The sequence below is a fragment of the Pseudomonas sp. MH9.3 genome (assembly GCF_034354675.1).
GTDB lineage: Bacteria > Pseudomonadota > Gammaproteobacteria > Pseudomonadales > Pseudomonadaceae > Aquipseudomonas.
Genome location: NZ_CP133785.1, coordinates 5,507,649 through 5,530,387, shown reverse-complemented (window position 1 = coordinate 5,530,387; position 22,739 = coordinate 5,507,649). Strand labels below are relative to the sequence as shown.

Genomic DNA, 22,739 nt, shown 5'->3' with positions numbered 1-22,739 from the left:
AGGGATTGGAAGGGTGCAGAAACATTTGCGGGGCACGAAAATAATGTGGGAGGGGGCGTGTTCCCGATTGCGGTGGGTCAGCCAAAACATCGGTGGCCGACATGTCGCAATCGGGAGCAAGCCCCCTCCCACAAGGGGTTGCATCAAGGCCGGGGGTTATTTAGCGGTCCATTCAGCGACGCGGTCCGGGTGCTTGGCGACCCAGTCCTTGGCCGCAGCATCAGGCTTGGCGCCTTCCTGGATCGCGAGCATGACCTCGCCGATTTCATCCTTGGAGGCCCACTGGAATTTCTTCAGGAAGGCTGCGACTTCCGGCGCTTTCTTCTCCAGGCCCTTGCTGCCGATGCTGTTGACGGTTTCAGCAGCCCCATAAATCCCTTTTGGATCTTCCAGGAAACGCAGTTTCCACTTGGCGAACATCCAGTGTGGCACCCAACCGGTGACCGCAATGGACTCCTGCTTGTCTTCGGCACGGGTCAGTTCGGCGATCATTGCTGCGCCGGAGCTGGCCTGCAGCTTGTAGTCCAGGCCGTAGGCCTTGATCGCTTCGTCGGTCTTGAGCATCACGCCTGAACCGGCGTCGATGCCGACGATCTTGTTCTTGAAGGTGGTGTCGGTCTTGAGGTCTTCGATGGACTTGGCCTTGACGTACTCCGGCACGATCAGGCCGATCTTCGCATCCTTGAAGTTGGGGCCGTAGTCGACCACCTTGTCCTTGTTCTTGGTCCAGTATTCACCGTGGGTCACCGGCAGCCAGGCGGAGAGCATGGCATCGAGCTTGCCGGTGGCGACGCCCTGCCACATGATCCCGGTGGCGACCGCTTGCAGTTTTACGTCGTAGCCGAGCTTCTGCTTGATCACCTCAGCCGCCACGTGAGTGGTGGCAACGCTGTCGGACCAGCCGTCCACGTAGCCGATACTCAGGGTCTTGCTGTCGGCACTGGCCAGTGTGGAGCCCATCGCAACTACCAGAGTGGCAGCTGCGCCCAAGAGTCGTCGCATCTTCATAGTACTTCCCCGAAAGTGCTGCGCCCGGCGGATGCCGAGCGACGTCAACCTGTTGTTATAGGGTGCACCGCGCCCCCATCACGCGCGTCGATCACGGTGGTACGCCATCAGTGGAGTGCTGACGTTTTGATCATCAACCTGAGCGGGCATTCGACCTGCTCTGTCAGCGACCTTGGGTAAGCAAGAAACGACATCACATAGCCAGTAGGACGCTTTGTAGGGTTTAACGCCAATATCCCGCTCGAACTTTGCATGTCAAAAGTATGCAGCCCCACTGGGACGGGACAAATCCGGGTAAGATGCGCGCCTTTGCTCCCCCAGAAAAGCCGACCATGCCCGCCACTGCCCGCTTCCCTGCCCTGCCCTATTGCCTTGCCTTGCTCCTCGGCCTGCTGGCCCTCGTTGGTTACTGGTACGGCCTGGGCCGTTCCGTGGTGCTGCCGGACGTCGCCAGCGCCAGCCACAAGCTGCAATGCGCGTCCTACACGCCGTTCGACAAGGACCAATCGCCTTATGACCAGCCGTTCACGCTGCGCCCCGAGCGCGTGGACGCCGACCTCGCCCTGCTGGCCACGCGCTTTGAGTGCATCCGCACTTATTCGATGTACGGCCTTGAGGCCATACCGGCGCTGGCACGCAAGCACGGGCTGAAGCTGATGATTGGCGCCTGGGTCAGCAGTGACCCGATCGCCACCAGAAAAGAAGTCGAGTTGCTGATCGCCGCCGCCAACGCCAACCCAGACGTAGTGACGTCAGTGATCGTCGGCAACGAAGCGCTGCTGCGCAAGGAAGTCACCGCCACGCAACTGGTGAAGCTGATCCACACCGTCAAAAGCCAGATCAAACAGCCAGTGACCTACGCCGATGTGTGGGAATTCTGGCTGCAGCACCCGGAAATCGCTCCGGCCGTGGATTTCCTCACCATTCACCTGCTGCCGTACTGGGAAGATGACCCATCCGGCATCGACCAGGCCCTCAAGCATGTGGGCGATGTGCGCCAGACCTTCGGTCACAACTTCCCCGACAAGGACATACTGATCGGCGAAACCGGCTGGCCGAGCCAGGGCCGCCAGCGCGAGACTGCCGTGCCGAGTCGGGTCAACCAGGCGAAGTTCATGCGCGGCTTCGTCGCCATGGCCGAAGCCAATGGCTGGCACTACAACCTGATCGAAGCCTTTGACCAGCCGTGGAAACGTCTCAATGAAGGTGCCGTGGGCGGCTATTGGGGGCTGTTCGATGCCGATCGCCAGGAAAAGGGCATCCTCGCCGGACCGGTGAGCAATGTGCCGTACTGGCGAGTGTGGCTGGGCGTCGGAGGCGTCATTTTGTTAGCTGCGTTGGTACTGGGCGGCCGCGTACGCAGCACGCGCAACGCACTTGCGCTGCCACTGCTGGGCGCCGTCGCCGCATGCTCAATCGGCACCTGGGCTGAGCTGGCCCGCGTCACGGCACGCTCTACCGATGAATGGGCCTGGGCCGCCGTGCTGGTGGTGTTGAACCTGCTGGTGCTGACTCACGCGGCCCTCGCCCTGAGTGCCCGCGAGGGTTGGCGTGAGCGGGCGTTCGCCTGGATGGAGCGACGTGGAGGCTGGCTGGTGGCGATGGCCGGGTTCGCCGGCGCGGTGATGATGCTCGCCATGGTGTTCGACCCGCGCTATCGCAGCTTTCCCAGCGCGGCACTGGTGCTGCCGGCTTTGGTGTACCTGGTGCGCCCGGTGGGCGGGCCACGTCGGGAGATGCTGCTGCTGGCCCTGATCATCGGTGTAGGCATTGCGCCGCAATTGTACCGAGAGGGTTTGCTGAACCAGCAGGCTTGGGGTTGGGCGGTGGTCAGCCTGCTGATGGCTGTGGCGTTGTGGCGGTGCCTGAGGGTGCGCAAGGTCTGAAACCGCTATCGCAGGCACGCCCGCGATGAGGCCTGTCAGGCACCGCGCGGCGTCCTGACCAACCGCAACCCCGCAATCACCAGCGCAAACACTGCAAAACTGGCGTTGTACAACACCAGCGCGGGCACCCCGAACAGCAAGGCCAACAGCGCCAACCCCAGCCCCGTGCGTCCCGGCACGAAGAACGCCAGTACCGCCGGCACCAATGTCAGCCAGCCAAGCACCTGGAAGTGAATCATCAACCCAAGGTTCGAACGCACCTGGCATTCCCAGCGACTGGCCTCGTCGGCGCAGAGGCCGACCCACTGCGCATCTTCCATAAAACCATAGCGTGCGCCATAACTGGCAGCCAGCCATAACGGCAGGGCAATCAGTAGCAAAATCAACGGGAAGCGGCGGGACATGGGGCACTCCGATAGGCGAAAACGGCGCTCAGCTTAATCCCCCGCCGGCCGTTGGCAAGGGACATACACACAATTAGTGTTCACCAATGCGTGGCAAAGTGTATCTTCTGCCTGCTATAGCCCAATTCTGATGTAATTTTCCGACATTTTGGTGCCGAGTGATGGCACTTCGGCGATTACGTGGTGGTCATAGCCTGCGAACTTCATTCAGCACCTTTTCCTCTTAGGGATCCAGTCATGCTCCGTTCCTTGCGCTGCGCTGCCTTGCTGGGCAGCCTATTTTTGAGTGCGTCAGCACTGGCCGTCGATATCGACCAGGCCAGCTATGGCTACCCTTTGACCAACCCGTTCGAAGCGACCATCGCGACCACCCCGCCTGATCTTCGGCCCACCCTGCCGAGCGACGACGAGATCAACCAGTCCGACCACACCCTGAACATGCGCCCCGAGCGCGAGTTCAGCCTGCCGGACAACTTCTGGGCGGTGAAGAAACTCACCTATCGCATCGCCAAGCAGGACCACGCCGCGCCGCTGATCTTCCTGATCGCCGGCACCGGCGCGCGGTTCGACAGCAGCATCAACGAATACCTGAAAAAACTGTATTACCAGGCCGGCTACCACGTGGTGCAACTCTCGTCGCCCACCAGCTTCGACTTCATCAGCGCCGCCTCGCGCTTCGCCACCCCGGGCATCACCCAGGAAGACGCCGAAGACATGTACCGCGTGATGCAGGCCGTGCGTGCGCAGAATGCCTCGCTGCCAGTGACCGACTTCTACCTCACCGGTTACAGCCTGGGTGCGCTGGATGCGGCATTCGTCAGCAAGCTCGACGAGACCCGCCGCAGCTTCAACTTCAAGAAAGTGCTGCTGCTCAACCCGCCGGTCAACCTCTATACCTCGATCACCAACCTCGACAAGCTGGTGCAGACCGAGGTCAAGGGCATCAACAACACCACCACCTTCTATGAGCTGGTGCTGAACAAGCTCACCCGTTACTTCCAGCAAAAGGGCTACATCGACCTCAACGACGCCCTGCTCTACGACTTCCAGCAATCCAAGCAGCACCTGACCAACGAACAGATGGCCATGCTGATCGGCACCTCGTTCCGTTTCTCGGCCGCCGACATTGCCTTTACTTCGGACCTGATCAACCGCCGTGGCCTGATCATTCCACCCAAATATCCGATCACCGAAGGCACCAGCCTCACGCCGTTCCTCAAGCGCGCGCTGCAATGCGACTTCGATTGCTACCTCACCGAGCAAGTCATTCCGATGTGGCGTGCGCGCTCCGATGGCGGCAGCCTGCTGCAACTGGTCGATCAGGTCAGCCTGTACGCGCTGAAGGACTACCTGCATGACAGCCCGAAAATCGCGGTGATGCACAATGCCGATGACGTGATCCTCGGCCCTGGCGACCTGGGTTTCCTGCGTAAAACCTTCGGCGATCGCTTGACCGTCTACCCGCTGGGCGGCCACTGCGGCAACCTTAATTACCGCGTCAACGCCGACGCCATGCTGGAGTTCTTCCGTGGCTAAATATCTTCTGCTGCTTGCCGCCCTGATGTGCGCAGGCGTGGCCAATGCCGACAACAGCAAGGCCCATGAGCCAGTCAAGGTCGACGCCGATGGCTTCAAGGAACCGCTGACCAAGCTCAAGTTCAACCCGGGCCTTGACCAGCGCGAGTTCGAGCGTTCGTCGCTCACCGCCCTCAACGTGTACGACCCGCTGGAGTCGTGGAACCGCCGCGTGTACCACTTCAACTACCGCTTCGACCAATGGGTGTTCCTGCCGGTGGTCGACGGTTATCGCTACGTCACGCCCAGTTTCCTGCGCACCGGCGTGAGCAACTTCTTCAACAACCTGGGCGATGTGCCCAACCTGCTCAACAGCCTGCTGCAGCTCAAGGGCCACCGCTCGCTGGAAACCACCGGGCGTCTACTGGTCAACACCACCATCGGCATCGCCGGCCTATGGGACCCGGCCACCGCCATGGGCCTGCCGCGCCAGAGCGAAGACTTCGGCCAGACCCTGGGTTTCTACGGCGTGCCCGGCGGCGCGTACCTGGTGCTGCCGATCTTCGGTCCGTCGAACCTGCGTGACACCACCGGGCTACTGGTGGACTACACCGCCGAAAACCAGATCAACTTCCTGAACGTGGCCGAAGTCAGCTCCAACCACCCGGAAATCTGGGCGTTGCGAGCAGTAGACCGGCGTTATCAGACCAGCTTCCGCTACGGTCAGATGAACTCGCCGTTCGAGTATGAGAAGGTGCGGTATATCTACACCGAATCGCGCAAGTTGCAGATTGCCGAGTAAACCGCGTCGATAAAAAAAGGCCATTCAACCGAATGGCCTTTTTTTTGCCTTTTAAACAGACAAGTACCCAATTAAATATTCCGCCACGACCACCCTTGAGCAGCCTTTCAAAGTGAACGCGATGCAGACTCAGGCGCCCCCCTTGGGGGGCACATTGTTGAGGCTCGCGGATGGCCGGTGCTACCATGCGCAACCGCCTGTCCTGGCAAGGAAATCTCTGGTTTATGAGCACCATTCGCGAGCGCAATAAAGAAAAGATCCTGCGGGCGGCGAGCGAGGAGTTTGCCGACAAGGGCTTCGCCGCAACCAAAACCAGCGACATCGCCGCCAAGGCCGGACTGCCCAAGCCCAACGTCTACTACTACTTCAAGTCCAAGGACAACCTCTACCGCGAGGTGCTCGAGAGCATCATCGAGCCGATATTGGCCGCCTCCACGCCGTTCAATCCCCAAGGCGACCCCAAGGAGGTATTGAGCAACTACATTCGCTCGAAAATCCGCATCTCCCGCGACCTGCCCTTCGCCTCCAAAGTATTCGCCAGCGAAATCATGCACGGCGCGCCGCACCTGAGCGGGGAGCAAGTCGAACAACTGAATGCCCAGGCCAGGCACAATATCGACTGCATCCAGAGCTGGGTGGATCGCGGGTTGATCGCAGCGATCGATCCCCATCACCTGATGTTCAGCATCTGGGCGGCCACCCAGACCTATGCGGATTTCGACTGGCAGATTTCAGCCGTGACCGGCAAGGCCAGGCTGGATGAGGCCGACTATGAGGCGGCGGCGCAGACGATTATCCGGTTGGTGTTGAAGGGATGTGAGCCGGACTGATAGATCCGGGCGAGGCCATCACAGGCAAGCCAGCTCTTATCAAACACAAAATAACGTATTGATTTTAAACCTTAAGTTCCAGGCAGCCACATTCCTGTGGCGAGCGGGCTTGCCCTAATGCCGTTCAGTTAAGCGCAGATTCCCTGTGGCGAGCAGGCTTGTCCTGCGTTGGGCTGCGCAGCAGCCCCAAAGCCAGGCGCTGAGCCGTATCAGGTACACCGCGTTTTGCTCGATTGGGGACGCTTCGCACCCCAACGCGGGGCAAGCCCGCTCGCCACAATACGCCCACACATTTTCCTTAACTGAACGGCATTAGGGCGAGCCCGCTCGCCACAGAGGCCCCAGTTTGCTGCGCGACAGCGCTACGTCGAAGAGGTAGTGGGGACTCCCACAGGATTACACCGCCCAATGTGGGGGCTGGCTTGCCTGCGATGGGGCCCTGAAGATAATCCAGTCAATCTGGCACCCCCGCGTCCGCCAGCAACCCCAGCCCCTCAATCGCCGTAATCGCGCACCGCTCATCAATATCCGACGTATCCCCGCTGATCCCGATCGCCCCCAGCACCACGCCCGCTCTATCCCGAATCAGCACCCCGCCCGGTGCCGGCACCACGCTGCCGCGTCCCAGGCTGTTCAATGCGGCGATAAACGCCGGGCGCTGCTGTGCGTCCAACGCCAGCAGGCGTGAGCCCTTGCCCATTGCAATAGCCCCCCAGGCCTTGCCGGTGGCGATCTGCGGGCGCAGCAGGCTGGCGCCGTCTTCACGTTGAAGGGTGATCAGATGGCCGCCGCTGTCGAGTACCGCGATGGTCAGCGGTGCGGCGGACATCGCACGGCCGGCGGCGATAGCGTGGCAGGTCAATTGAGTAGCGAGTTTCAAGCTTAACGCGCTCATGGTGCCGTCCTTTTTCTTGTTATCAGGATGCGCTCAAGGCCTGTTTGATCAAGCCGCGAATAAAAACAGAATACATTTACTATTATTTTTGTATACAAAAAACCCCAACAAAGCCTCTAAACACCGCACATAAAACGTCGAAAGACGTAAAAGCCTGCTCATAAAATGCATTGACCTGCACAGCCCGCCGTGAATAAACTCCGACCAAACGCAACTTGTATACAATTATAAAAATACGAGGCGACAAAAAAATGAGCAGAATGAGAGCAATCGAAGCCGCCGTACTGGTGATGCGTAGCGAGGGCGTGAACACCGCCTTCGGTATCCCAGGCGCCGCGATCAACCCGCTGTATTCGGCCTTGCAGAAAATTGGCGGCATCGATCACATCCTTGCTCGCCATGTTGAAGGCGCCTCGCACATGGCCGAGGGCTATACCCGCACCAAGGCCGGCAATATCGGCGTGTGTATCGGCACTTCGGGTCCGGCGGGCACCGACATGGTCACCGGCCTCTACAGCGCGTCGGCCGACTCCATCCCGATCCTGTGCATCACCGGCCAGGCGCCCCGTGCCCGCCTGCACAAGGAAGACTTCCAGGCCGTCGACATCACCAGCATCGTCAAGCCGCTGACCAAGTGGGCGACCACCGTGCTGGAGCCGGGCCAGGTGCCCTACGCGTTCCAGAAGGCCTTTTATGAAATGCGCTCCGGCCGCCCCGGCCCGGTATTGATCGACCTGCCGTTCGATGTGCAGATGGCCGAGATCGAATTTGACATCGACGCCTACCAGCCGCTGCCACTGGCCAAGCCGCTGGCCACCCGCCTTCAGGTGGAAAAGGCCCTGGCCCTGCTCGATGCGGCCGAACGCCCGTTACTGGTGAGCGGCGGCGGCGTGATCAATGCCGACGCCAGCGACTTGCTGGTGGCGTTCGCCGAACTGACCGGCATCCCGGTGATTCCGACCCTGATGGGCTGGGGCACCCTCCCGGATGATCACCCGCAGATGGTGGGCATGGTCGGCCTGCAAACCTCGCACCGGTATGGCAACGCGACCCTGCTCAAGTCAGACCTGGTGCTGGGCATCGGCAACCGCTGGGCCAACCGCCATACCGGCTCGGTGGAGGTGTACACCGAGGGGCGCACGTTCATCCATGTCGACATCGAACCGATGCAGATCGGCCGCGTATTCACCCCGGACCTGGGTATTGTTTCCGACGCCGGCGCCGCCCTGACGATGTTCATCGAGGTGGCCCGCGAATGGAAAGCCGCCGGCAAACTCAAGGACCGCAGCGCCTGGCTGCATGACTGCCAGCAACGCAAGGCCACCCTGCAGCGCAAGACCCACTTCGATAACGTGCCGGTCAAGCCGCAGCGGGTGTACGAAGAGATGAACCAGGTGTTCGGCAAAGACACCTGCTACGTCAGCACCATCGGCCTGTCGCAGATTGCCGGCGCGCAATTCCTGCACGTTTATAAACCCCGCCACTGGATCAACTGCGGCCAGGCCGGCCCCCTGGGCTGGACCATTCCGGCGGCCCTCGGCGTGGTCAAAGCTGACCCGAGCCGCAGGGTGGTGGCGCTGTCGGGCGACTATGATTTCCAGTTCATGATCGAAGAACTCGCGGTGGGCGCACAGTTCAAGCTGCCGTATATCCATGTGGTGGTGAACAATTCCTACCTGGGCTTGATACGCCAGGCCCAGCGCGGCTTTGACATGGATTATTGCGTGCAGCTGTCTTTCGACAACCTCAACGCGCCGGAGCTGAACGGCTATGGCGTCGACCATGTGGCCGTCGCCGAAGGCCTGGGCTGCAAGGCGCTGCGGGTGTTCGAGCCGGGCCAGATCCAGCCGGCGCTGCGCAAGGCGCAGGAAATGATCGAAGAATTCAAGGTACCGGTGATCGTTGAGATTATTCTGGAGCGCGTGACCAATATTTCCATGGGCACCGAGATCAACGCCGTCAATGAATTCGAAGACCTGGCGCTGGTCGGCAACGATGCGCCGACTGCCATTGCCCTGCTCGATTAAGGAGAACCCTATGCCGCGCTTTGCCGCCAACCTGTCCATGCTGTTTACCGAACAGGATTTCCTCGCCCGTTTCAAGGCGGCCGCCGACGCCGGTTTCACCGGCGTCGAATACCTGTTCCCGTACGAGTTCGGCTCCACCGAAATCAAGGCGCAACTCGAGGCCAACGGCCTCACGCAGGTGCTGTTCAACCTGCCGGCCGGTGACTGGGCCAAGGGTGAGCGCGGCATCGCGTGCCACCCTGACCGGGTCGAGGAGTTCCGCGCCGGGGTCACGCTCGCCATCGCCTACGCCCAGGTGCTGGGCAATACCCAGGTCAACTGCCTGGCGGGCATTCGCCCCGAAGGGGTGGACGATAAAACCGTGGAGCAGACTTTTGTCGCCAACCTCAAGTACGCCGCCGAACACCTTCAGGCGGCGGGCATCCGGCTGGTGATGGAAATGATCAACACCCGCGACATCCCGGGGTTCTACCTCAACAACAGCGCGCAAGCCCTGGCGATCCGCGAGCAGGTGGGCAGTGACAATCTGTTCCTGCAATACGACATCTACCACATGCAAATCATGGAGGGCGACCTGGCCCGGACCATGGCCACTCACCTGGAGGTGATCAACCACATCCAACTGGCCGACAACCCAGGGCGCAACGAGCCGGGCACCGGCGAGATCAACTACCGCTTCCTGTTCGAACATCTGGACCGCATCGGGTACCAGGGTTGGGTCGGCTGTGAATACAAGCCGTCGACCACCACCGAAGCTGGTTTGGGTTGGCTCAAAACTCACAACGCGATCTAACAAACACAACACAGAACCAAATGTGGGAGGGGCAAGCCCCCTCCCACATGGGACCTGCTGTGTAATAAAAAGAGGATTTTTTCATGGCTAACATCGGTTTTATCGGCACCGGCATCATGGGCCTGCCCATGGCTGCGAACCTGCAAAAGGCTGGTCATCAATTGTTTCTCTGCGAACACCACAGCAAGGCGCCGGCTGAACTGATCAGCGCCGGCGCCGTGGCCCTGGCCACCCCGCAGCAGGTGGCGCGGGAGGCCGAGTTCATCATCGTGATGGTGCCCGACACGCCGCAGGTCGAGGACGTGCTGTTCGGTGCCAACGGCGTGGCCACCGGGCTGTCGCCAGACAAGGTGGTAATCGACATGAGCTCGATCTCCCCCACTGCCACCAAAGCCTTTGCGGCAAAGATCAATGAGACCGGCGCGCACTACCTCGACGCACCGGTGTCCGGCGGTGAGGTCGGCGCCAGGGCCGGCAGCCTGAGCATCATGGTCGGTGGTCAGCCGCAGACCTTTGAGCGCGCCCTGCCGCTGCTGCAGAGCCTGGGCAAGAACATCACGCTGGTCGGCGGCAATGGCGATGGCCAGACGGCCAAGGTGGCCAACCAGATCATCGTGGCGCTGAACATCCAGGCGGTGGCCGAAGCATTGCTGTTCGCGGCAAAAAACGGCGCCGACCCGGCCAGGGTGCGTGAAGCGCTGATGGGCGGCTTTGCCGCCTCCCGAATCCTCGAAGTGCACGGCGAACGCATGATCAACGGCACCTTCGACCCGGGCTTTCGTATCAACCTGCACCAGAAGGATTTGAACCTGGCGCTGGCCGGGGCAAAGGAGCTGGGGATCAACCTGCCCAATACCGCCGCCACCCAGCAGGTGTTCAGCACCTGCAAGGCACTCGGCGGTGGCAACTGGGACCATTCGGCACTGATCAAGGGCCTCGAGCACCTGGCGAACTTCTCGATTCGCGAAGGATAAATGCAGTCCCTGTGGGAGAGGGCTTGTTCGCGATGGGTCCACCACGGTCGCTCTGACTCACCCAAAACCCGCCGCCGCATGGACAGCCCCTTCGAATCCCCCTAGGCTTGCCCGACCTTCGATTCGGGCGTTCTTTATGCACAGCAATAACGATTGGCGTCAGCGGCTCTACGTCATGGTTTTCCAGAGCGACACCGTGGCCGGGCGGCGCTTTGACGGCATCCTGCTGCTGATCATTCTCGCCAGCCTGGTGATCGTGATGCTCGACAGCATCGACCAGGTCCACCAGAACTACGCCAATGTGCTGGCCTATATCGAGTGGGGCTTCACGCTGATCTTCGCCGTCGAGTACTGCCTGCGCCTGTATTGCTCGCCCAAGCCGTTGCGTTATGCCTTCAGTTTTTATGGGCTGGTGGACCTGCTGGCCATCGTGCCCGGCATCCTCGCGCTGTATTACAGCGACGCGCAGTACCTGTTGATCATCCGCATCATCCGCATGCTGCGGATTTTCCGCGTACTCAAGCTCAGCCCCTACCTCAAGCAGGCCAACTACCTGATGGCGGCGCTGCGCGGCAGCAAGCAGAAGATCGTGGTGTTCCTGGTCAGCGTGTGCACCCTGGTGACCGTGTTCGGCACCCTGATGTACGTGATCGAAGGCCCGGAACACGGCTTTACCAGCATTCCCAAGGGCATCTACTGGGCGATCGTGACGCTGACCACCGTGGGCTTTGGCGATATCGTGCCCAGGACCCCGCTGGGCCAGGTGATTTCGTCACTGGTGATGATCACCGGTTACTCGATCATCGCCGTGCCCACCGGGATTTTCACCGCTGAACTGGCCAGCGCGATGCGCGGTGAACAGCTGCAAACCGACTGCCCGGTGTGCAAGAAAGACAGCCATGAGCCCAACGCAGCGTTCTGTTCGCGCTGTGGCAGCAATCTTTTCAAGAAAGTGGAATAAGCAAAGTTCTTTTTAATCTTTAAGGCGCTATGCGGGTGCCGCTATAGTCGCTGGCAAAGTGCCTCCCCTCTTCTCGAACAACAAGGAATGAGCAGTGAAAAAACTCGTTAGCGCCTCTCTCCTGGCCGCCGGCCTTGCCCTCGCGGGCGCCGTGCAGGCAGCCCCCGTCACACTGCTCAACGTCTCCTACGACGTGATGCGCGATTTCTACAAGGACTACAACGCAGCCTTCCAGAAACACTGGGACAGCGAGCACCCGAACGACAAGCTGACCCTGCAGATGTCCTTCGGCGGCTCCAGCAAACAGGCGCGCTCGGTCATCGATGGGCTGCCGGCCGACGTGATCACCATGAACATGGCCACCGACATCAATGCCCTGGTCGATAACGGCAAACTGGTACCGGACAACTGGGTCACCCGCCTGCCGAACAACAGCGCGCCGTTCACCTCGGCCACCGTGTTCATCGTGCGCAAGGGCAACCCGAAAGCCCTGAAAGACTGGCCGGACCTGTTGAAAGACGGTGTGCAAGTGATCGTGCCCAACCCCAAGACGTCCGGTAACGGCCGCTACACCTACCTGTCGGCCTGGGGCTATGTACTCAAGAACGGTGGTGACGAAGACAAGGCCAAGGCGTTTGTCGGCAAGCTGTTCAAACAGGCGCCAGTGCTGGACACCGGTGGCCGCGCCGCGACCACCACGTTCATGACCAACCAGATCGGCGACGTGCTGGTGACCTTCGAGAACGAAGCGGAAATGATCGCCCGTGAATTCGGCCGCGATCAGTTCGAAGTGATCTACCCAAGCGTCTCTGCCGAGGCCGAGCCGCCAGTGTCGGTGGTCGACAAGGTCGTCGACAAGAAAGGCACCCGCGCAGCCGCCGAAGACTACCTGAAGTACCTGTGGTCGCCCGAAGGTCAGGAAATTGCCGCCAACAACTACCTGCGCCCACGTGACCCGGCAGTGCTGGCCAAGTACACCGACCGTTTCCCGAAAGTCGACTTCCTGTCGGTGGAGAAGACCTTTGGCGACTGGCGCACCGTGCAGAAGACCCACTTCAATGATGGCGGCGTGTTTGACCAGATCTACTCCGGTCAATAATCAAACGCGGTCATAACTGTGGGAGCTGGCTTGCCTGCTCCCACATTGGTTTTGCATTCGCCAATTACATCGGCGGTGTCACGCCATCCTTCCCGGCAGAGATCGCCTGGGCAGTGACTTTCCCGCCCGCCCCCTGCGACGCGAACAACACCACCTTCACGCCCGGCTTGAGCAACGTGCGATCCCCAGGCTCAAGGTTGACGATCGGCACATCATCCGGCACCACGATCTTCTGCTCGCCGCCCTTGTATCTGACGGTCAACGTGCGTCCGTTGCTGACCACCAGGTCGCCGACGGTGCCATTGGTCATGCTGCTGCCTTCCTTTAAATCGAACGCGCGATGCCCTTCACCCGTGCCGGCCATGGCCGGGGGGAATACGTGGACTTCAAGGGCGGTCAGGGTGCCGTCGGCATTGGGCATGGCAGCCGAGCCGATGTAGCTGCCCGGCTTGATCTGATCAATTTTGGTCAGGGTCACAGCGCGTACCTGGGTGGCCGGGGTGAGGTGCACGACGACGTCTTCGCCGCTATTGACCTTGACGTGCATGGCATCCCCGTCCATCGCAGTGATGGCGCCGCGGACGCCAACGCGCGGGGCCTCGGCCGCGTGCGCCAGGCCCACCGCCATGGCAGCGGCAAGGGTTGAGGCCAAAATCATCTTGTTTAACGTGATCTTCATCGCAGTGGATTTCCTGTTTCGGCAGTTGTGACTGAATGTATCATTGCCCGACATAAGTAATATCACGCCGAACAGCCTACTCGTCCCAGGGCGTTGTCTCTACTCTCGCCCGTCATCCTCCCTTGCTTTATGAGAACACCATGAACGCTACGTCCCACGCTACAAGCAGCATGACCCGAGGCATGGTGATGCTGTTTGCGTTTTGCTGCGGCGCCATTGTGGCCAACATCTACTACGCACAACCGATCATCGAACTGATCGCGCCGGACATCGGCCTGACGCCCGCGATGGCGAGCCTGATCGTGTCGCTGACGCAGATCGGCTATGCCCTGGGCCTGTTTTTTCTGGTGCCGTTGGGTGACCTGCTGGAAAACCGCAAGCTGATGATCACCACCACCGTGGTCGCCATCGCCAGCCTGCTGGGCGCGGCATTTACCGAGCAGCCGAACCTGTTCCTGCTGGTATCGCTGCTGATCGGCTTCAGTTCGGTGTCGGTGCAGATCCTGATCCCGCTGGCCGCGCACCTCGCGCCCGCCGAATCGCGTGGCCGGGTGGTGGGCAGCATCATGGGCGGCTTGCTACTCGGCATTTTGCTCGCACGGCCGGTGTCCAGCCTGGTGGCCGACCACTTCGGCTGGCGCGCGATGTTCATGGCGGCCGCCGCGTTGATGGCGTTTATCAGCGTGGTGCTGATGCTGACCATTCCCAAGCGTCAACCCGACCACAGCGCCAGCTACGGCCAATTACTGCGCTCCCTGGGCACCCTGCTGCGTGAACAACCGCTACTGCGCCAGCGCGCGTTTTACCAGGGCTGCCTGTTCGCCACCTTCAGCCTGTTCTGGACCGCCGCTCCGCTGGAGCTGGTGCGCAGCCACGGTCTGAGCCAGACACAGATCGCACTCTTCGCCCTGGTGGGCGCCATCGGCGCCATCGCCGCGCCCATTGCCGGCCGTCTGGCCGACGCGGGCCACACCCATCGCGCCTCGCTGCTGGCCATGCTGTTTGCCGCGTTGAGCTTCCTGCCGGCGCTGGTGCATCCGTTGTACAGCGTCATCGGCCTGGCTGTGACCGGCGTGGTGCTGGATTTCTGCGTACAGATGAACATGGTGCTCGGCCAGCGCGCCATCTACGCCCTCGACGCCAATAGCCGCAGCCGCCTGAATGCGCTGTACATGACCAGCATCTTCATCGGCGGCGCCTTCGGCTCGGCGATTGCCAGCAGCGTGTATGAACACGGCGGCTGGCTGGGCGTCATGCTGGTGGGCAGCGCATTCCCGTTGCTGGCGTTGCTGCGCTTTTTGAGTGCATCACGGCACGCGGCGGTCGCTACCGCCTAGGAGCGCACCAACTTCTCCAAGGCCGCGTCCGCCAGAAATGACGAGCGGCTTTTGACCTTGTGCTCGCGCACATAGCGGTCGATACGCTGGATGACATAACCGGGCAAGGTCACATTGACCTTCTCGGTCCGGCCCAGATAGGGCGAAATGTCCAGCTCCAGCATCCCCCAGCCCATGCCGGCGTACGCTTCGTCGGCGTGGTGATTGGCCACCGACGTCGGCATTGGAATCACCCCACCCTCTGCGGCAATCTCCTGCAGCATGATGTGCGCGACTTCCACCGCTGCGTTGTACGCCTCTTCAAAACTGTCTCCGGCGGTAACAGCGCCGGGAATGTCGGGGATCTGGATGCCGGTGGCGGTGAAGTCATCGCCCCATTCGATACAGATTGGGTATTGCATGCATGCTCTCCTTAAAACTGAAACAGACCGGCGCGTTTTCTGATGCTGCTGACGGTGCCAAGCGGCAGATCCTTTTTGGGATGGGGCACCGGGATCGTGTACGGGTTATAGCGGTGGGTAAAAATATGATGGCTGCCCGTGACGCGATCCAGCACCCAACCTGCTTCTTGCAGTTCCTTGATCAACACCCTGCTTTGCACCTCGGCCTCCTTGGCTTGGCTCGATTAAAAATAACCCTAGAGTTATCTTTACTCAAGCACAACATTCACTTGGGTGACTGCCGGTTATGTGACGGGATATTGGGATAGCGAAGGACGATGCAGATCCAGTGTGGGAGGGGGCTTGCTCGGTCAGTCAATTCATCAGGCGACGGTTCCACCGCCATCGGGAGCAAGCCCCCTCCCACGCTGGATTTTCAGCAGGACTGACAAGAGATGTTCGACGGTATCTTCCAGAGCGCCGGAATTGTCGAGTACGTACAACCCGGCGTCATTGCCGGCGATCATCTGCGCCGTGAACCGCGCATTGCGCGCCAGCCGTTCCTCAATATCGGCCAACGACTCACGCCCCCGCGCGATCAGGCGCTGGCGCAACAGGGTGTGATCCACCGCCAGCAACAGCACCCCCATGCCCGGGTAGCGCTCGCGGGTTTGCGCCAGATGCGCACGGGAGCCGTTGACCAGCACGTCCTCCCCCGCCGCCAGCCAATCGTCGATCTCGCGCGGGATGCCGTAGGACAACCCATTGGCCTGCCAACTGAGGGCAAATGCGCCCTGCGCCTGCAGCGCGGCAAACTGCTCCGGGGTCACACCCTGCGCCGCCTCGCCCACCGCCTCCGCCGAACGCGTGATGACGCGGCGCACGATGCGACAACCGCGCTCGGCCAGGCGTGAGCGTGCGGCGTCCAACAGGCTGTCCTTGCCCGAACCCGACGGCCCGATGAGATAGATCAACCTGCCGGCCATCAATACACCCTGTTTGCTTGTTTTCCAGACATGGGGGCTACCTTACCGGAGCGCGGACCGCCATACACCCATTGGCAGGCGGAGTCGGGAATACCTCGGTTTGATGGCCGAATAGAATTTCCTGTAGGAACTGGCTTGCGAGATGGAAAAAGCGACCCGAAGGTCGCCTTTTGTCATTGCGCGTACTGCTTGCTCAAGCCCGGCGGCACGCCCTGCACGTCGGTTTCTTCCCATGGCCCGTTCGGGCTGATGGAGCGGCTCCAGCCGTTGCTCCAGCGATAGTAGGTGCGCTGGCGGTAGAAGGTGTCGGGCTGCTCTTCCAGCACATACACCTGCATCTTGCCGTCCCAGTGGCTGGCGGCGCCAGGTGGCGGGGCGAAGGTTGGGGATTTGCTCGGCACAGGCTTGGGCTGTGGCGTGACCGGGCCGGAAGGTTGAGTGCTCGGCTGCGTCGACGGGCCCGTTGGCGGGATGGTCGGGCCGGTGGGCACCGGAGGTGGGCGGTGGACCGCGCAGGCACTCAAGCCGAGTACGAGGCTGAGCAGGGTGATGCGTGCAATGGCGGTCATGGGCGTTTCCTCGAAGTTACGGGTCCGGACTGTCGATGGTCAGCGGCTGCAACGCAGTGGTGCTGCTGGCCAGGGGTTGGCTGCGGCCGATCCACTCGCCGGCGGTTGGAATACCTGCCCGGGATATGCGCGCAACCAGTTGGACTTCAGGGAAGTTGGACAGTTTCAACGACGCCATCATCGCGTCGGCATCCCCCAGTTCGACGGTGATCGGCAGCTCGGCGACGGTCACACGCTTGACCGCCAGCGGCGCGGGCGGGCCCTTTACCGCGCGGGCGAAGATGAACACGCTGTCGGTGGGCAGGACGTTGGCTTTTACCTCGGCGGACAGGTCCACGCGCACCGTCATCACCGACTTTTGCGCCACCACGCCGCCGCCCTCCTTGAGTTTCTGCGCCGCGCGGTCGATGCCACCCTGCAGTGCGGCGCGGGAGTTGTCTTCGGCCGGCAACTGCGCCAACAGGCGGTTCCAGTAGTCGATGGCTGCCTGATAGCGCTGGCCCTCGAACGCGGCGATGCCAAGCAGGCCGAGGCTGGTGACTTCCTTCGGGTCCAGCTTCAACGCTTCGTCCGTGAGTGCCTGAATCCTGGGCGACCATTGTTTGTTGTCGGCAAAATACTGCGCCTGCGCCCACTGCCCGAGCAGTTCCGGCCGGCGCCCGGCCAGGGCCACGGTGCGTTCGAACACCCGGGCGGCATCGGCAGAACGGCCCTGACCCATATAGGCGCGGCCAAGGAAATACAGGCCTTCGGCCGAGTCGGGCTGGGCCGCAGCGGCGCGCTCCAGGCGGTGGGTCATGTCTTCCATGGACACCGGCGGCCGCGAGAATTCGCGGGTCAGTTCAACCTTGTCGCTGGCGCCGTAGTGCAAGTACAGCGCAACGCCCAGCACCGGGACCAGAAACGCCGCCAACAATGGCAGCGGTTTGCCCAGGCGCGACTCGCGGGGCGGCTGCACGCCTTCAGTGTCGGCCAATAATTCGCGCGCAGCTTCGGCACGGCCGGTCTCCAATTGCGCAGCGTTAAGTACGCCTTCCTGCTGCTGCACTTGCAGCTCGGCGAGGCGCTCCTGATACAGCGCGACGTTCAGGGCGGTGCGATCCTCTTCACGCTGGGCACGCCGGTCGCGCAACACGGGAATCAACAGAAAACTCAGGGCGGTCAACAGCAGCAAGCCGGCGGCGAGCCAGAAATCAATCATCGGTCTTGGCATCCAGCAAGTGGTCGAGACGTTTGCGCTCCTCAGGGGACAGCGCGTCGGATCCATCGGTCGGTGCAGCACGCCGACGACGCACGATCACCGCCATGACGACCAGCCCCGTCAGCAACAACCCGGCAGGCCCAAACCAGAGCAGCGCGGTTTTGGCGTTGAGGGCCGGTTTGTAGCGCACGAAATCACCGTAGCGGTCGACCATGAAGTCGATGATCTGCTGGTCGTCCTTGCCCTCCCCCAGCATGCGGAAGATCTCTTTGCGCAGGTCGGCGGCGATGGGCGCGTTGGAGTCGGCGATGTCCTGGTTCTGGCACTTGGGGCAGCGCAGTTCTTTGGTCAGTTCGCGAAACCGCGTGCGCTCGGCGTCACTGGCAAATTCATAGGTGTCGATGGCAGCGTGGGCCACACCGGCCAATCCCAGGACCAGCACGGCAGCGGCAAGCAGGCGCTTCATGGCTTGGCCTCATCGACCAGCGCCTGGTACTTCGCGGCCAGTTGCTCGCGCCACACCGCCTCGTCAATCACGCCGACGTACTTGTCGCGGATCACGCCCCTGGCATCGATGAAGAAGGTTTCCGGAGCGCCGTACACGCCAAGGTTCAACCCGAGGTTGCCGTCGTCATCGCGAATATTCAGTTGATAAGGGTTGTGAAACTCGGCCAGCCATTTCAGCGCGGCGGCGTTGTCGTCCTTGTAATCGATGCCGTAGATCACCACGCCCTGCTCGGCCAGCTTGTTCAACACCGGGTGCTCGACGCGGCAGGAGATGCACCAGGTGCCCCACACGTTGACCAGCGCCGGCTTGCCCAGCAGGTCGGCGCGGGTCAGGGTTTTATCGCCCTGCACGCTGGCCAACGAGAAGTCGGGAAACGGCTTGCCGATCATGGCCGACGGCAACTCGGCGGGGTTCAGGTACAGCCCGCGATAGAGAAACACCGCCACCAGCAGAAACAGCACCAGTGGCACCAGCATCAACCCTCGCTTCATACCGCAGCTCCTTGCAGGCCGAGGGCTTCGCGCACCCGGGTTTTGACTTTGATGCGATAACGCCGGTCAAGCGCCGCCAGCAAACCGCCTGCGCCGGTGAGCAGGCCACCGAACCAGATCCAGCGCACGAACGGTTTGACGTGCACGCGCACCGCCCAGGCGCCCTCGCCCAACGGTTCGCCCAGGGCCACATACAGGTCTCGGGTAAAACCGGCGTCGATGCCGGCTTCGGTCATCATCGAACTCTGCACCGTGTACAGGCGTTTTTCCGGGTGCAGCACGGCCACTTCCTTGCCGCTGCGGATGACGCGCACGGTGCCTCTGTCGGAGGTGAAGTTCGGCCCCTCGAAGTGCCTGGCGCCTTCGAAAATAAACCGGTAACCGGCCAGGTCCATCGATTCGCCCGGCGCCAGGCGCAGGTCGCGCTCGGCGCTGTTCTGGCTGGACAGCACTACGCCCAGCGCGCACACCGCAATGCCCAGGTGCGCAATCTGCATGCCCCAGTAACTGCGAGTGAGGCCCGGCAGGCCTTTGATCAAGCCTTTGTGGCGCGTCTTGTCGACGAGGTCGCGCGCACCGGCGAGCAATACCCAGCCCGCCAGCAGGAAGGTGGCGAGCACCGCCCAATTGAAGTCGCCATAGGCAATGCCTGCGATCACCGCCAGGGCCACGCTGCCCAGCAGCACCGGCAGCAGCATGCCGGCCAGCCACTTCAGCGGGGTGTCTTTCCAGCGCACCAGCATGCCGATTGCCATCACCACCATCAGCAGGCCCATCAATGGAATGAACAACGCGTTGAAATACGGCGGGCCAACTGACAGCTTGGCGCCGCTCAGGGCATCCAGCACCAGCGGATACAGGGTGCCGAGCAGGATCATCGAGGCGGCCACCACCAGCACCAGGTTATTGCCCAGCAGCAGGGTTTCCCGCGACCACAGGTTGAAGCCCACCTGGCTCTTGACCACCGGTGCGCGCAGGGCGAACAGGGTCAGAGAGCCGCCGACCACGAACAGCAGGAAGATCAGGATGAACACGCCCCGCGCTGGGTCGGACGCGAACGCGTGCACCGACGTCAGCACCCCCGAACGCACGAGGAACGTGCCGAGCAGGCTGAGGGAAAACGCGGCGATTGCCAGCAACACCGTCCAGCTTTTGAACACGCCGCGCTTTTCCGTGACCGCCAGCGAGTGAATCAGCGCAGTGCCCACCAGCCAGGGCATGAACGAGGCGTTTTCCACCGGGTCCCAGAACCACCAGCCGCCCCAGCCGAGTTCGTAGTAGGCCCACCACGAACCCAGCGTAATGCCGATGCCGAGGAAGGCCCAGGCGACGATGGTCCATGGCCGCGACCAGCGTGCCCAGGCCGCATCGAGGCGTCCGCCGAGCAAGGCAGCGATGGCGAAGGCGAAGGCCACGGAGAACCCGACGTAGCCCATGTAGAGCATCGGCGGGTGCACGATCAGGCCGATGTCCTGCAGCAACGGATTAAGGTCGCGCCCGTCCATCGGGATCTGCGGCAGGATGCGGCTGAACGGGTTGGAGGTCATGATCAGGAACAGCAGGAAACCGATGCTGATCATGCCCATCACCGCCAGCACGCGGGCCAGCATCACCTGCGGCAATTGGCGCGAGAACACCGACACGGCGAAGGTCCAGCCGCCGAGGATCAAGGCCCACAGCAACAGCGAGCCTTCGTGGGCACCCCACACGGCGCTGAACTTGTAGTACCAGGGCAAGGCGCTGTTGGAGTTGTTGGCGACGTAGGCGACGGAAAAGTCGTCGGTCATGAAGGCGTAGGTCAGGCAACCGAACGCGAACAGCAGGAAGGCAAACTGGCCCCAGGCGGCCGGCTGCGCCAGGCTCATCCACAGCCGGTCGCCGCGCCAGGCGCCGAGCAACGGCACCACGGCCTGCACGACGGCGAAGCAGAGGGCGAGGATCATCGCCAACTGGCCAAGCTCCGGAATAAAGAGTGCGGACGTCATGGCTTAACCTCCCTGGCCGGGGTTGGCGCGGATTGGCCGCTGTCTTTAAGGGCTTTGGTCACCTCGGGGGGCATGTATTTCTCGTCGTGCTTGGCCAGCACTTCATCGGCCACCACCACGCCCCTGGCGTTGAGCTTGCCCAGGGCAACGATGCCCTGGCCTTCACGGAACAAATCCGGGAGGATACCGCGATAGGTGATGGTCACGGCCTTGTTGAAGTCGGTGACCACGAAGGTCACGTCCAGGGAGTCGCCGGAACGTTTCAACGAGCCCTTTTCCACCATGCCGCCGGCGCGGATTCGCGTGTCCAGAGGCGCTTCGCCGTTGGCGATCTGGGTCGGCGTATAGAAGAGGTTGATGTTCTGCTGCAGCGCACTCAATGCCAGGCCCACGGCAATGCCGACGCCGGCCATGATGGCGAGGATGATCAACAGGCGCTTTCTACGCAGCGGATTCACTTTTCGGTCTCCCGGCGCAAACGACGCGCCTCTTGTTGCAGGTAACGCTTGCGGGCCAGGATCGGCGCGCAGACGTTGAGGGCCAGCACCGCCAGGCAGATGCCGTAGGCCGTCCACACATACAGGCCGTGGTGGCCCATCGCGAGAAAATCACTGAACGAGGCAAAGCTCACGGGCGCACTCCCAGGCAGCGCTGTATTTCGGCCTTGGCCCAACTGGCGCGGGCCTCACGCTTGAGCACTTCAAGGCGCATGCGCAGCAGCAACACGGCGCCGAAGAAGCAGTAGAAGCCCAGCACCATCAGCAGCAGTGGCGCCCACATTTCCACGGGCATTGCCGGTTTTTCGGTGAGGGTGAAGGTGGCGCCCTGGTGCAGGGTGTTCCACCACTCAACCGAGTATTTGATGATCGGGATGTTGATCACGCCGACAATGGCCAGCACCGCGCAGGCCTTGGCCGCGCTGTCACGGTTGCTGATCGCGTTGCCCAGGGCAATCAGGCCGACATACAGGAACAGCAGGATCAGCATCGAGGTCAGGCGCGCATCCCACACCCACCACGAACCCCAGGTGGGTTTGCCCCAGATCGCACCCGTCACCAATGCCACGGCGGTCATCCACGCACCGATGGGCGCAGCGCATTGCAGGGCCACGTCGGCCAGCTTCATCTTCCACACCAGGCCGACGATGCCGCACACCGCCAGCATCACGTAGCAGGACTGCGCCAGCATGGCGGCGGGTACGTGGATATAGATGATGCGAAAACTGTTGCCTTGCTGATAGTCCGGCGGTGCGAAGGCCAGGCCCCAGACCAGGCCGATGCCGATCAGCAGGAGTGCGGCGATGCTCAACGCCGGCAGCAGCTTGCCGCTGATGCCGTAAAACCATTTGGGCGAGCCGAGCTTGTGAAACCAGGTCCAGTTCATTGCTGTTTCTCACGGTTGCGTCTTGC

General features: G+C 61.9%; 25 protein-coding genes. 10 read left to right on the top strand and 15 right to left on the bottom strand.

Translation table 11 applies throughout. From position 1 onward, the window contains the following. Positions 1–156 precede the first annotated feature (156 nt). Complete coding sequence (locus RHM60_RS24775) at positions 157–1,008, bottom strand: glycine betaine ABC transporter substrate-binding protein (protein ID WP_209980612.1); 852 nt, start codon at positions 1,006–1,008, stop codon at positions 157–159. A 332-nt stretch (positions 1,009–1,340) separates the two neighbouring features. On the opposite strand from RHM60_RS24775, the gene RHM60_RS24770 reads away from it, so the two are divergent. After that, positions 1,341–2,894, top strand: a complete 1,554-nt coding sequence (locus RHM60_RS24770) for a glycosyl hydrolase family 17 protein (RefSeq protein WP_322213122.1) — start codon at positions 1,341–1,343, stop codon at positions 2,892–2,894. 35 nt (positions 2,895–2,929) lie between these two features. Here the strand turns inward: RHM60_RS24770 and RHM60_RS24765 are convergent, their stop codons facing one another. Next, entirely contained in the window at positions 2,930–3,298 is a 369-nt protein-coding gene (locus RHM60_RS24765) for a hypothetical protein (protein ID WP_209980608.1), read from the bottom strand. 237 nt (positions 3,299–3,535) lie between these two features. On the opposite strand from RHM60_RS24765, the gene RHM60_RS24760 reads away from it, so the two are divergent. From RHM60_RS24760 to RHM60_RS24750, 3 genes are all read left to right on the top strand, one after another. Further along, the gene (locus RHM60_RS24760) at positions 3,536–4,834 is read left to right on the top strand and encodes a serine/threonine protein kinase (RefSeq protein ID WP_209980607.1); all 1,299 of its coding nucleotides are present in this window, start codon (positions 3,536–3,538) and stop codon (positions 4,832–4,834) included. Beyond that, positions 4,827–5,615, top strand: a complete 789-nt coding sequence (locus RHM60_RS24755; RefSeq protein WP_231423585.1) for a VacJ family lipoprotein — start codon at positions 4,827–4,829, stop codon at positions 5,613–5,615. Before RHM60_RS24760 ends, RHM60_RS24755 begins: the two co-directional genes overlap by 8 nt. Positions 5,616–5,839: 224 nt before the next feature. Further along, positions 5,840–6,445 (top strand): TetR/AcrR family transcriptional regulator, encoded by a 606-nt coding sequence (locus RHM60_RS24750; protein WP_057008345.1) that lies wholly within the window; start codon positions 5,840–5,842, stop codon positions 6,443–6,445. 454 nt (positions 6,446–6,899) lie between these two features. Here the strand turns inward: RHM60_RS24750 and RHM60_RS24745 are convergent, their stop codons facing one another. Then, positions 6,900–7,340 carry a heme-binding protein gene (locus RHM60_RS24745; RefSeq protein WP_322213120.1) on the bottom strand — a complete coding sequence of 147 codons (441 nt, stop codon included), beginning with the start codon at positions 7,338–7,340 and terminating at the stop codon, positions 6,900–6,902. A 251-nt stretch (positions 7,341–7,591) separates the two neighbouring features. On the opposite strand from RHM60_RS24745, the gene gcl reads away from it, so the two are divergent. From gcl to RHM60_RS24720, 5 genes are all read left to right on the top strand, one after another. Continuing rightward, positions 7,592–9,367, top strand: a complete 1,776-nt coding sequence (gene gcl, locus RHM60_RS24740; protein WP_209980599.1) for a glyoxylate carboligase — start codon at positions 7,592–7,594, stop codon at positions 9,365–9,367. 10 nt (positions 9,368–9,377) lie between these two features. Beyond that, positions 9,378–10,160 (top strand): hydroxypyruvate isomerase, encoded by a 783-nt coding sequence (hyi, locus tag RHM60_RS24735; protein ID WP_322213119.1) that lies wholly within the window; start codon positions 9,378–9,380, stop codon positions 10,158–10,160. Positions 10,161–10,243: 83 nt separating this feature from the next. Next, complete coding sequence (locus tag RHM60_RS24730; protein ID WP_322213118.1) at positions 10,244–11,134, top strand: 2-hydroxy-3-oxopropionate reductase; 891 nt, start codon at positions 10,244–10,246, stop codon at positions 11,132–11,134. 136 nt (positions 11,135–11,270) lie between these two features. Next, positions 11,271–12,095, top strand: a complete 825-nt coding sequence (locus RHM60_RS24725) for an ion transporter (protein ID WP_209980591.1) — start codon at positions 11,271–11,273, stop codon at positions 12,093–12,095. A 94-nt stretch (positions 12,096–12,189) separates the two neighbouring features. Further along, the gene (locus tag RHM60_RS24720; protein ID WP_209980589.1) at positions 12,190–13,194 is read left to right on the top strand and encodes a sulfate ABC transporter substrate-binding protein; all 1,005 of its coding nucleotides are present in this window, start codon (positions 12,190–12,192) and stop codon (positions 13,192–13,194) included. A 64-nt stretch (positions 13,195–13,258) separates the two neighbouring features. Here RHM60_RS24720 and RHM60_RS24715 read toward each other — a convergent pair whose 3' ends face one another. Next, positions 13,259–13,873 carry a DUF5666 domain-containing protein gene (locus tag RHM60_RS24715; RefSeq protein ID WP_209980587.1) on the bottom strand — a complete coding sequence of 205 codons (615 nt, stop codon included), beginning with the start codon at positions 13,871–13,873 and terminating at the stop codon, positions 13,259–13,261. A 140-nt stretch (positions 13,874–14,013) separates the two neighbouring features. Between RHM60_RS24715 and RHM60_RS24710 the strand changes: the two genes are divergently transcribed. Then, positions 14,014–15,210 (top strand): MFS transporter, encoded by a 1,197-nt coding sequence (locus RHM60_RS24710; protein WP_209980585.1) that lies wholly within the window; start codon positions 14,014–14,016, stop codon positions 15,208–15,210. Here RHM60_RS24710 and RHM60_RS24705 read toward each other — a convergent pair. The 11 genes from RHM60_RS24705 to RHM60_RS24655 all read right to left on the bottom strand — a co-directional run bounded on the left by RHM60_RS24705 (position 15,207) and on the right by RHM60_RS24655 (position 22,713). After that, complete coding sequence (locus tag RHM60_RS24705) at positions 15,207–15,611, bottom strand: type II toxin-antitoxin system HicB family antitoxin (protein ID WP_209980583.1); 405 nt, start codon at positions 15,609–15,611, stop codon at positions 15,207–15,209. The genes RHM60_RS24710 and RHM60_RS24705 overlap by 4 nt on opposite strands. 11 nt (positions 15,612–15,622) lie before the next feature. After that, entirely contained in the window at positions 15,623–15,811 is a 189-nt protein-coding gene (locus RHM60_RS24700; RefSeq protein WP_209980571.1) for a type II toxin-antitoxin system HicA family toxin, read from the bottom strand. A gap of 162 nt (positions 15,812–15,973) precedes the next feature. Continuing rightward, the gene (gene phnN / locus RHM60_RS24695) at positions 15,974–16,576 is read right to left on the bottom strand and encodes a phosphonate metabolism protein/1,5-bisphosphokinase (PRPP-forming) PhnN (protein WP_322213116.1); all 603 of its coding nucleotides are present in this window, start codon (positions 16,574–16,576) and stop codon (positions 15,974–15,976) included. Between the two features lie 173 nt (positions 16,577–16,749). Further along, entirely contained in the window at positions 16,750–17,145 is a 396-nt protein-coding gene (locus tag RHM60_RS24690; RefSeq protein ID WP_209980567.1) for a hypothetical protein, read from the bottom strand. 16 nt (positions 17,146–17,161) lie between these two features. After that, positions 17,162–18,346 (bottom strand): c-type cytochrome biogenesis protein CcmI, encoded by a 1,185-nt coding sequence (gene ccmI / locus RHM60_RS24685; protein ID WP_209980564.1) that lies wholly within the window; start codon positions 18,344–18,346, stop codon positions 17,162–17,164. Then, positions 18,339–18,812, bottom strand: coding sequence for a cytochrome c-type biogenesis protein (locus RHM60_RS24680; protein ID WP_209980563.1), 474 nt, complete (start codon positions 18,810–18,812; stop codon positions 18,339–18,341). The genes ccmI and RHM60_RS24680 overlap by 8 nt, the downstream gene beginning before the upstream one ends. After that, positions 18,809–19,345: a DsbE family thiol:disulfide interchange protein gene (locus RHM60_RS24675; protein WP_209980561.1), complete on the bottom strand. Its 537-nt coding sequence runs from the start codon at positions 19,343–19,345 to the stop codon at positions 18,809–18,811. Before RHM60_RS24675 ends, RHM60_RS24680 begins: the two co-directional genes overlap by 4 nt. Continuing rightward, positions 19,342–21,330, bottom strand: coding sequence for a heme lyase CcmF/NrfE family subunit (locus tag RHM60_RS24670; protein WP_322213112.1), 1,989 nt, complete (start codon positions 21,328–21,330; stop codon positions 19,342–19,344). Before RHM60_RS24670 ends, RHM60_RS24675 begins: the two co-directional genes overlap by 4 nt. Beyond that, positions 21,327–21,788, bottom strand: a complete 462-nt coding sequence (gene ccmE, locus RHM60_RS24665; protein WP_231423579.1) for a cytochrome c maturation protein CcmE — start codon at positions 21,786–21,788, stop codon at positions 21,327–21,329. Before ccmE ends, RHM60_RS24670 begins: the two co-directional genes overlap by 4 nt. Then, positions 21,785–21,961 (bottom strand): heme exporter protein CcmD, encoded by a 177-nt coding sequence (gene ccmD, locus RHM60_RS24660; RefSeq protein ID WP_322213111.1) that lies wholly within the window; start codon positions 21,959–21,961, stop codon positions 21,785–21,787. The genes ccmE and ccmD overlap by 4 nt, the downstream gene beginning before the upstream one ends. Further along, positions 21,958–22,713, bottom strand: a complete 756-nt coding sequence (locus RHM60_RS24655; RefSeq protein WP_322213110.1) for a heme ABC transporter permease — start codon at positions 22,711–22,713, stop codon at positions 21,958–21,960. The genes ccmD and RHM60_RS24655 overlap by 4 nt, the downstream gene beginning before the upstream one ends. Between the last annotated feature and the right edge of the window lie 26 nt (positions 22,714–22,739).

Coding starts and splice junctions, on each gene's coding strand:
- RHM60_RS24670 (WP_322213112.1), bottom strand. CDS start 21,330: ATGACGTCCGCACTCTTTATTCCGGAGCTTGGCCAGTTGGCGATGATC.
- phnN (WP_322213116.1), bottom strand. CDS start 16,576: ATGGCCGGCAGGTTGATCTATCTCATCGGGCCGTCGGGTTCGGGCAAG.
- RHM60_RS24750 (WP_057008345.1), top strand. CDS start 5,840: ATGAGCACCATTCGCGAGCGCAATAAAGAAAAGATCCTGCGGGCGGCG.
- hyi (WP_322213119.1), top strand. CDS start 9,378: ATGCCGCGCTTTGCCGCCAACCTGTCCATGCTGTTTACCGAACAGGAT.
- ccmI (WP_209980564.1), bottom strand. CDS start 18,346: ATGATTGATTTCTGGCTCGCCGCCGGCTTGCTGCTGTTGACCGCCCTG.
- RHM60_RS24715 (WP_209980587.1), bottom strand. CDS start 13,873: ATGAAGATCACGTTAAACAAGATGATTTTGGCCTCAACCCTTGCCGCT.
- RHM60_RS24775 (WP_209980612.1), bottom strand. CDS start 1,008: ATGAAGATGCGACGACTCTTGGGCGCAGCTGCCACTCTGGTAGTTGCG.
- RHM60_RS24675 (WP_209980561.1), bottom strand. CDS start 19,345: ATGAAGCGAGGGTTGATGCTGGTGCCACTGGTGCTGTTTCTGCTGGTG.
- RHM60_RS24770 (WP_322213122.1), top strand. CDS start 1,341: ATGCCCGCCACTGCCCGCTTCCCTGCCCTGCCCTATTGCCTTGCCTTG.
- RHM60_RS24655 (WP_322213110.1), bottom strand. CDS start 22,713: ATGAACTGGACCTGGTTTCACAAGCTCGGCTCGCCCAAATGGTTTTAC.
- RHM60_RS24765 (WP_209980608.1), bottom strand. CDS start 3,298: ATGTCCCGCCGCTTCCCGTTGATTTTGCTACTGATTGCCCTGCCGTTA.
- gcl (WP_209980599.1), top strand. CDS start 7,592: ATGAGCAGAATGAGAGCAATCGAAGCCGCCGTACTGGTGATGCGTAGC.
- RHM60_RS24725 (WP_209980591.1), top strand. CDS start 11,271: ATGCACAGCAATAACGATTGGCGTCAGCGGCTCTACGTCATGGTTTTC.
- RHM60_RS24760 (WP_209980607.1), top strand. CDS start 3,536: ATGCTCCGTTCCTTGCGCTGCGCTGCCTTGCTGGGCAGCCTATTTTTG.
- RHM60_RS24690 (WP_209980567.1), bottom strand. CDS start 17,145: ATGACCGCCATTGCACGCATCACCCTGCTCAGCCTCGTACTCGGCTTG.
- RHM60_RS24745 (WP_322213120.1), bottom strand. CDS start 7,340: ATGAGCGCGTTAAGCTTGAAACTCGCTACTCAATTGACCTGCCACGCT.
- RHM60_RS24730 (WP_322213118.1), top strand. CDS start 10,244: ATGGCTAACATCGGTTTTATCGGCACCGGCATCATGGGCCTGCCCATG.
- RHM60_RS24680 (WP_209980563.1), bottom strand. CDS start 18,812: ATGAAGCGCCTGCTTGCCGCTGCCGTGCTGGTCCTGGGATTGGCCGGT.
- RHM60_RS24705 (WP_209980583.1), bottom strand. CDS start 15,611: ATGCAATACCCAATCTGTATCGAATGGGGCGATGACTTCACCGCCACC.
- RHM60_RS24710 (WP_209980585.1), top strand. CDS start 14,014: ATGAACGCTACGTCCCACGCTACAAGCAGCATGACCCGAGGCATGGTG.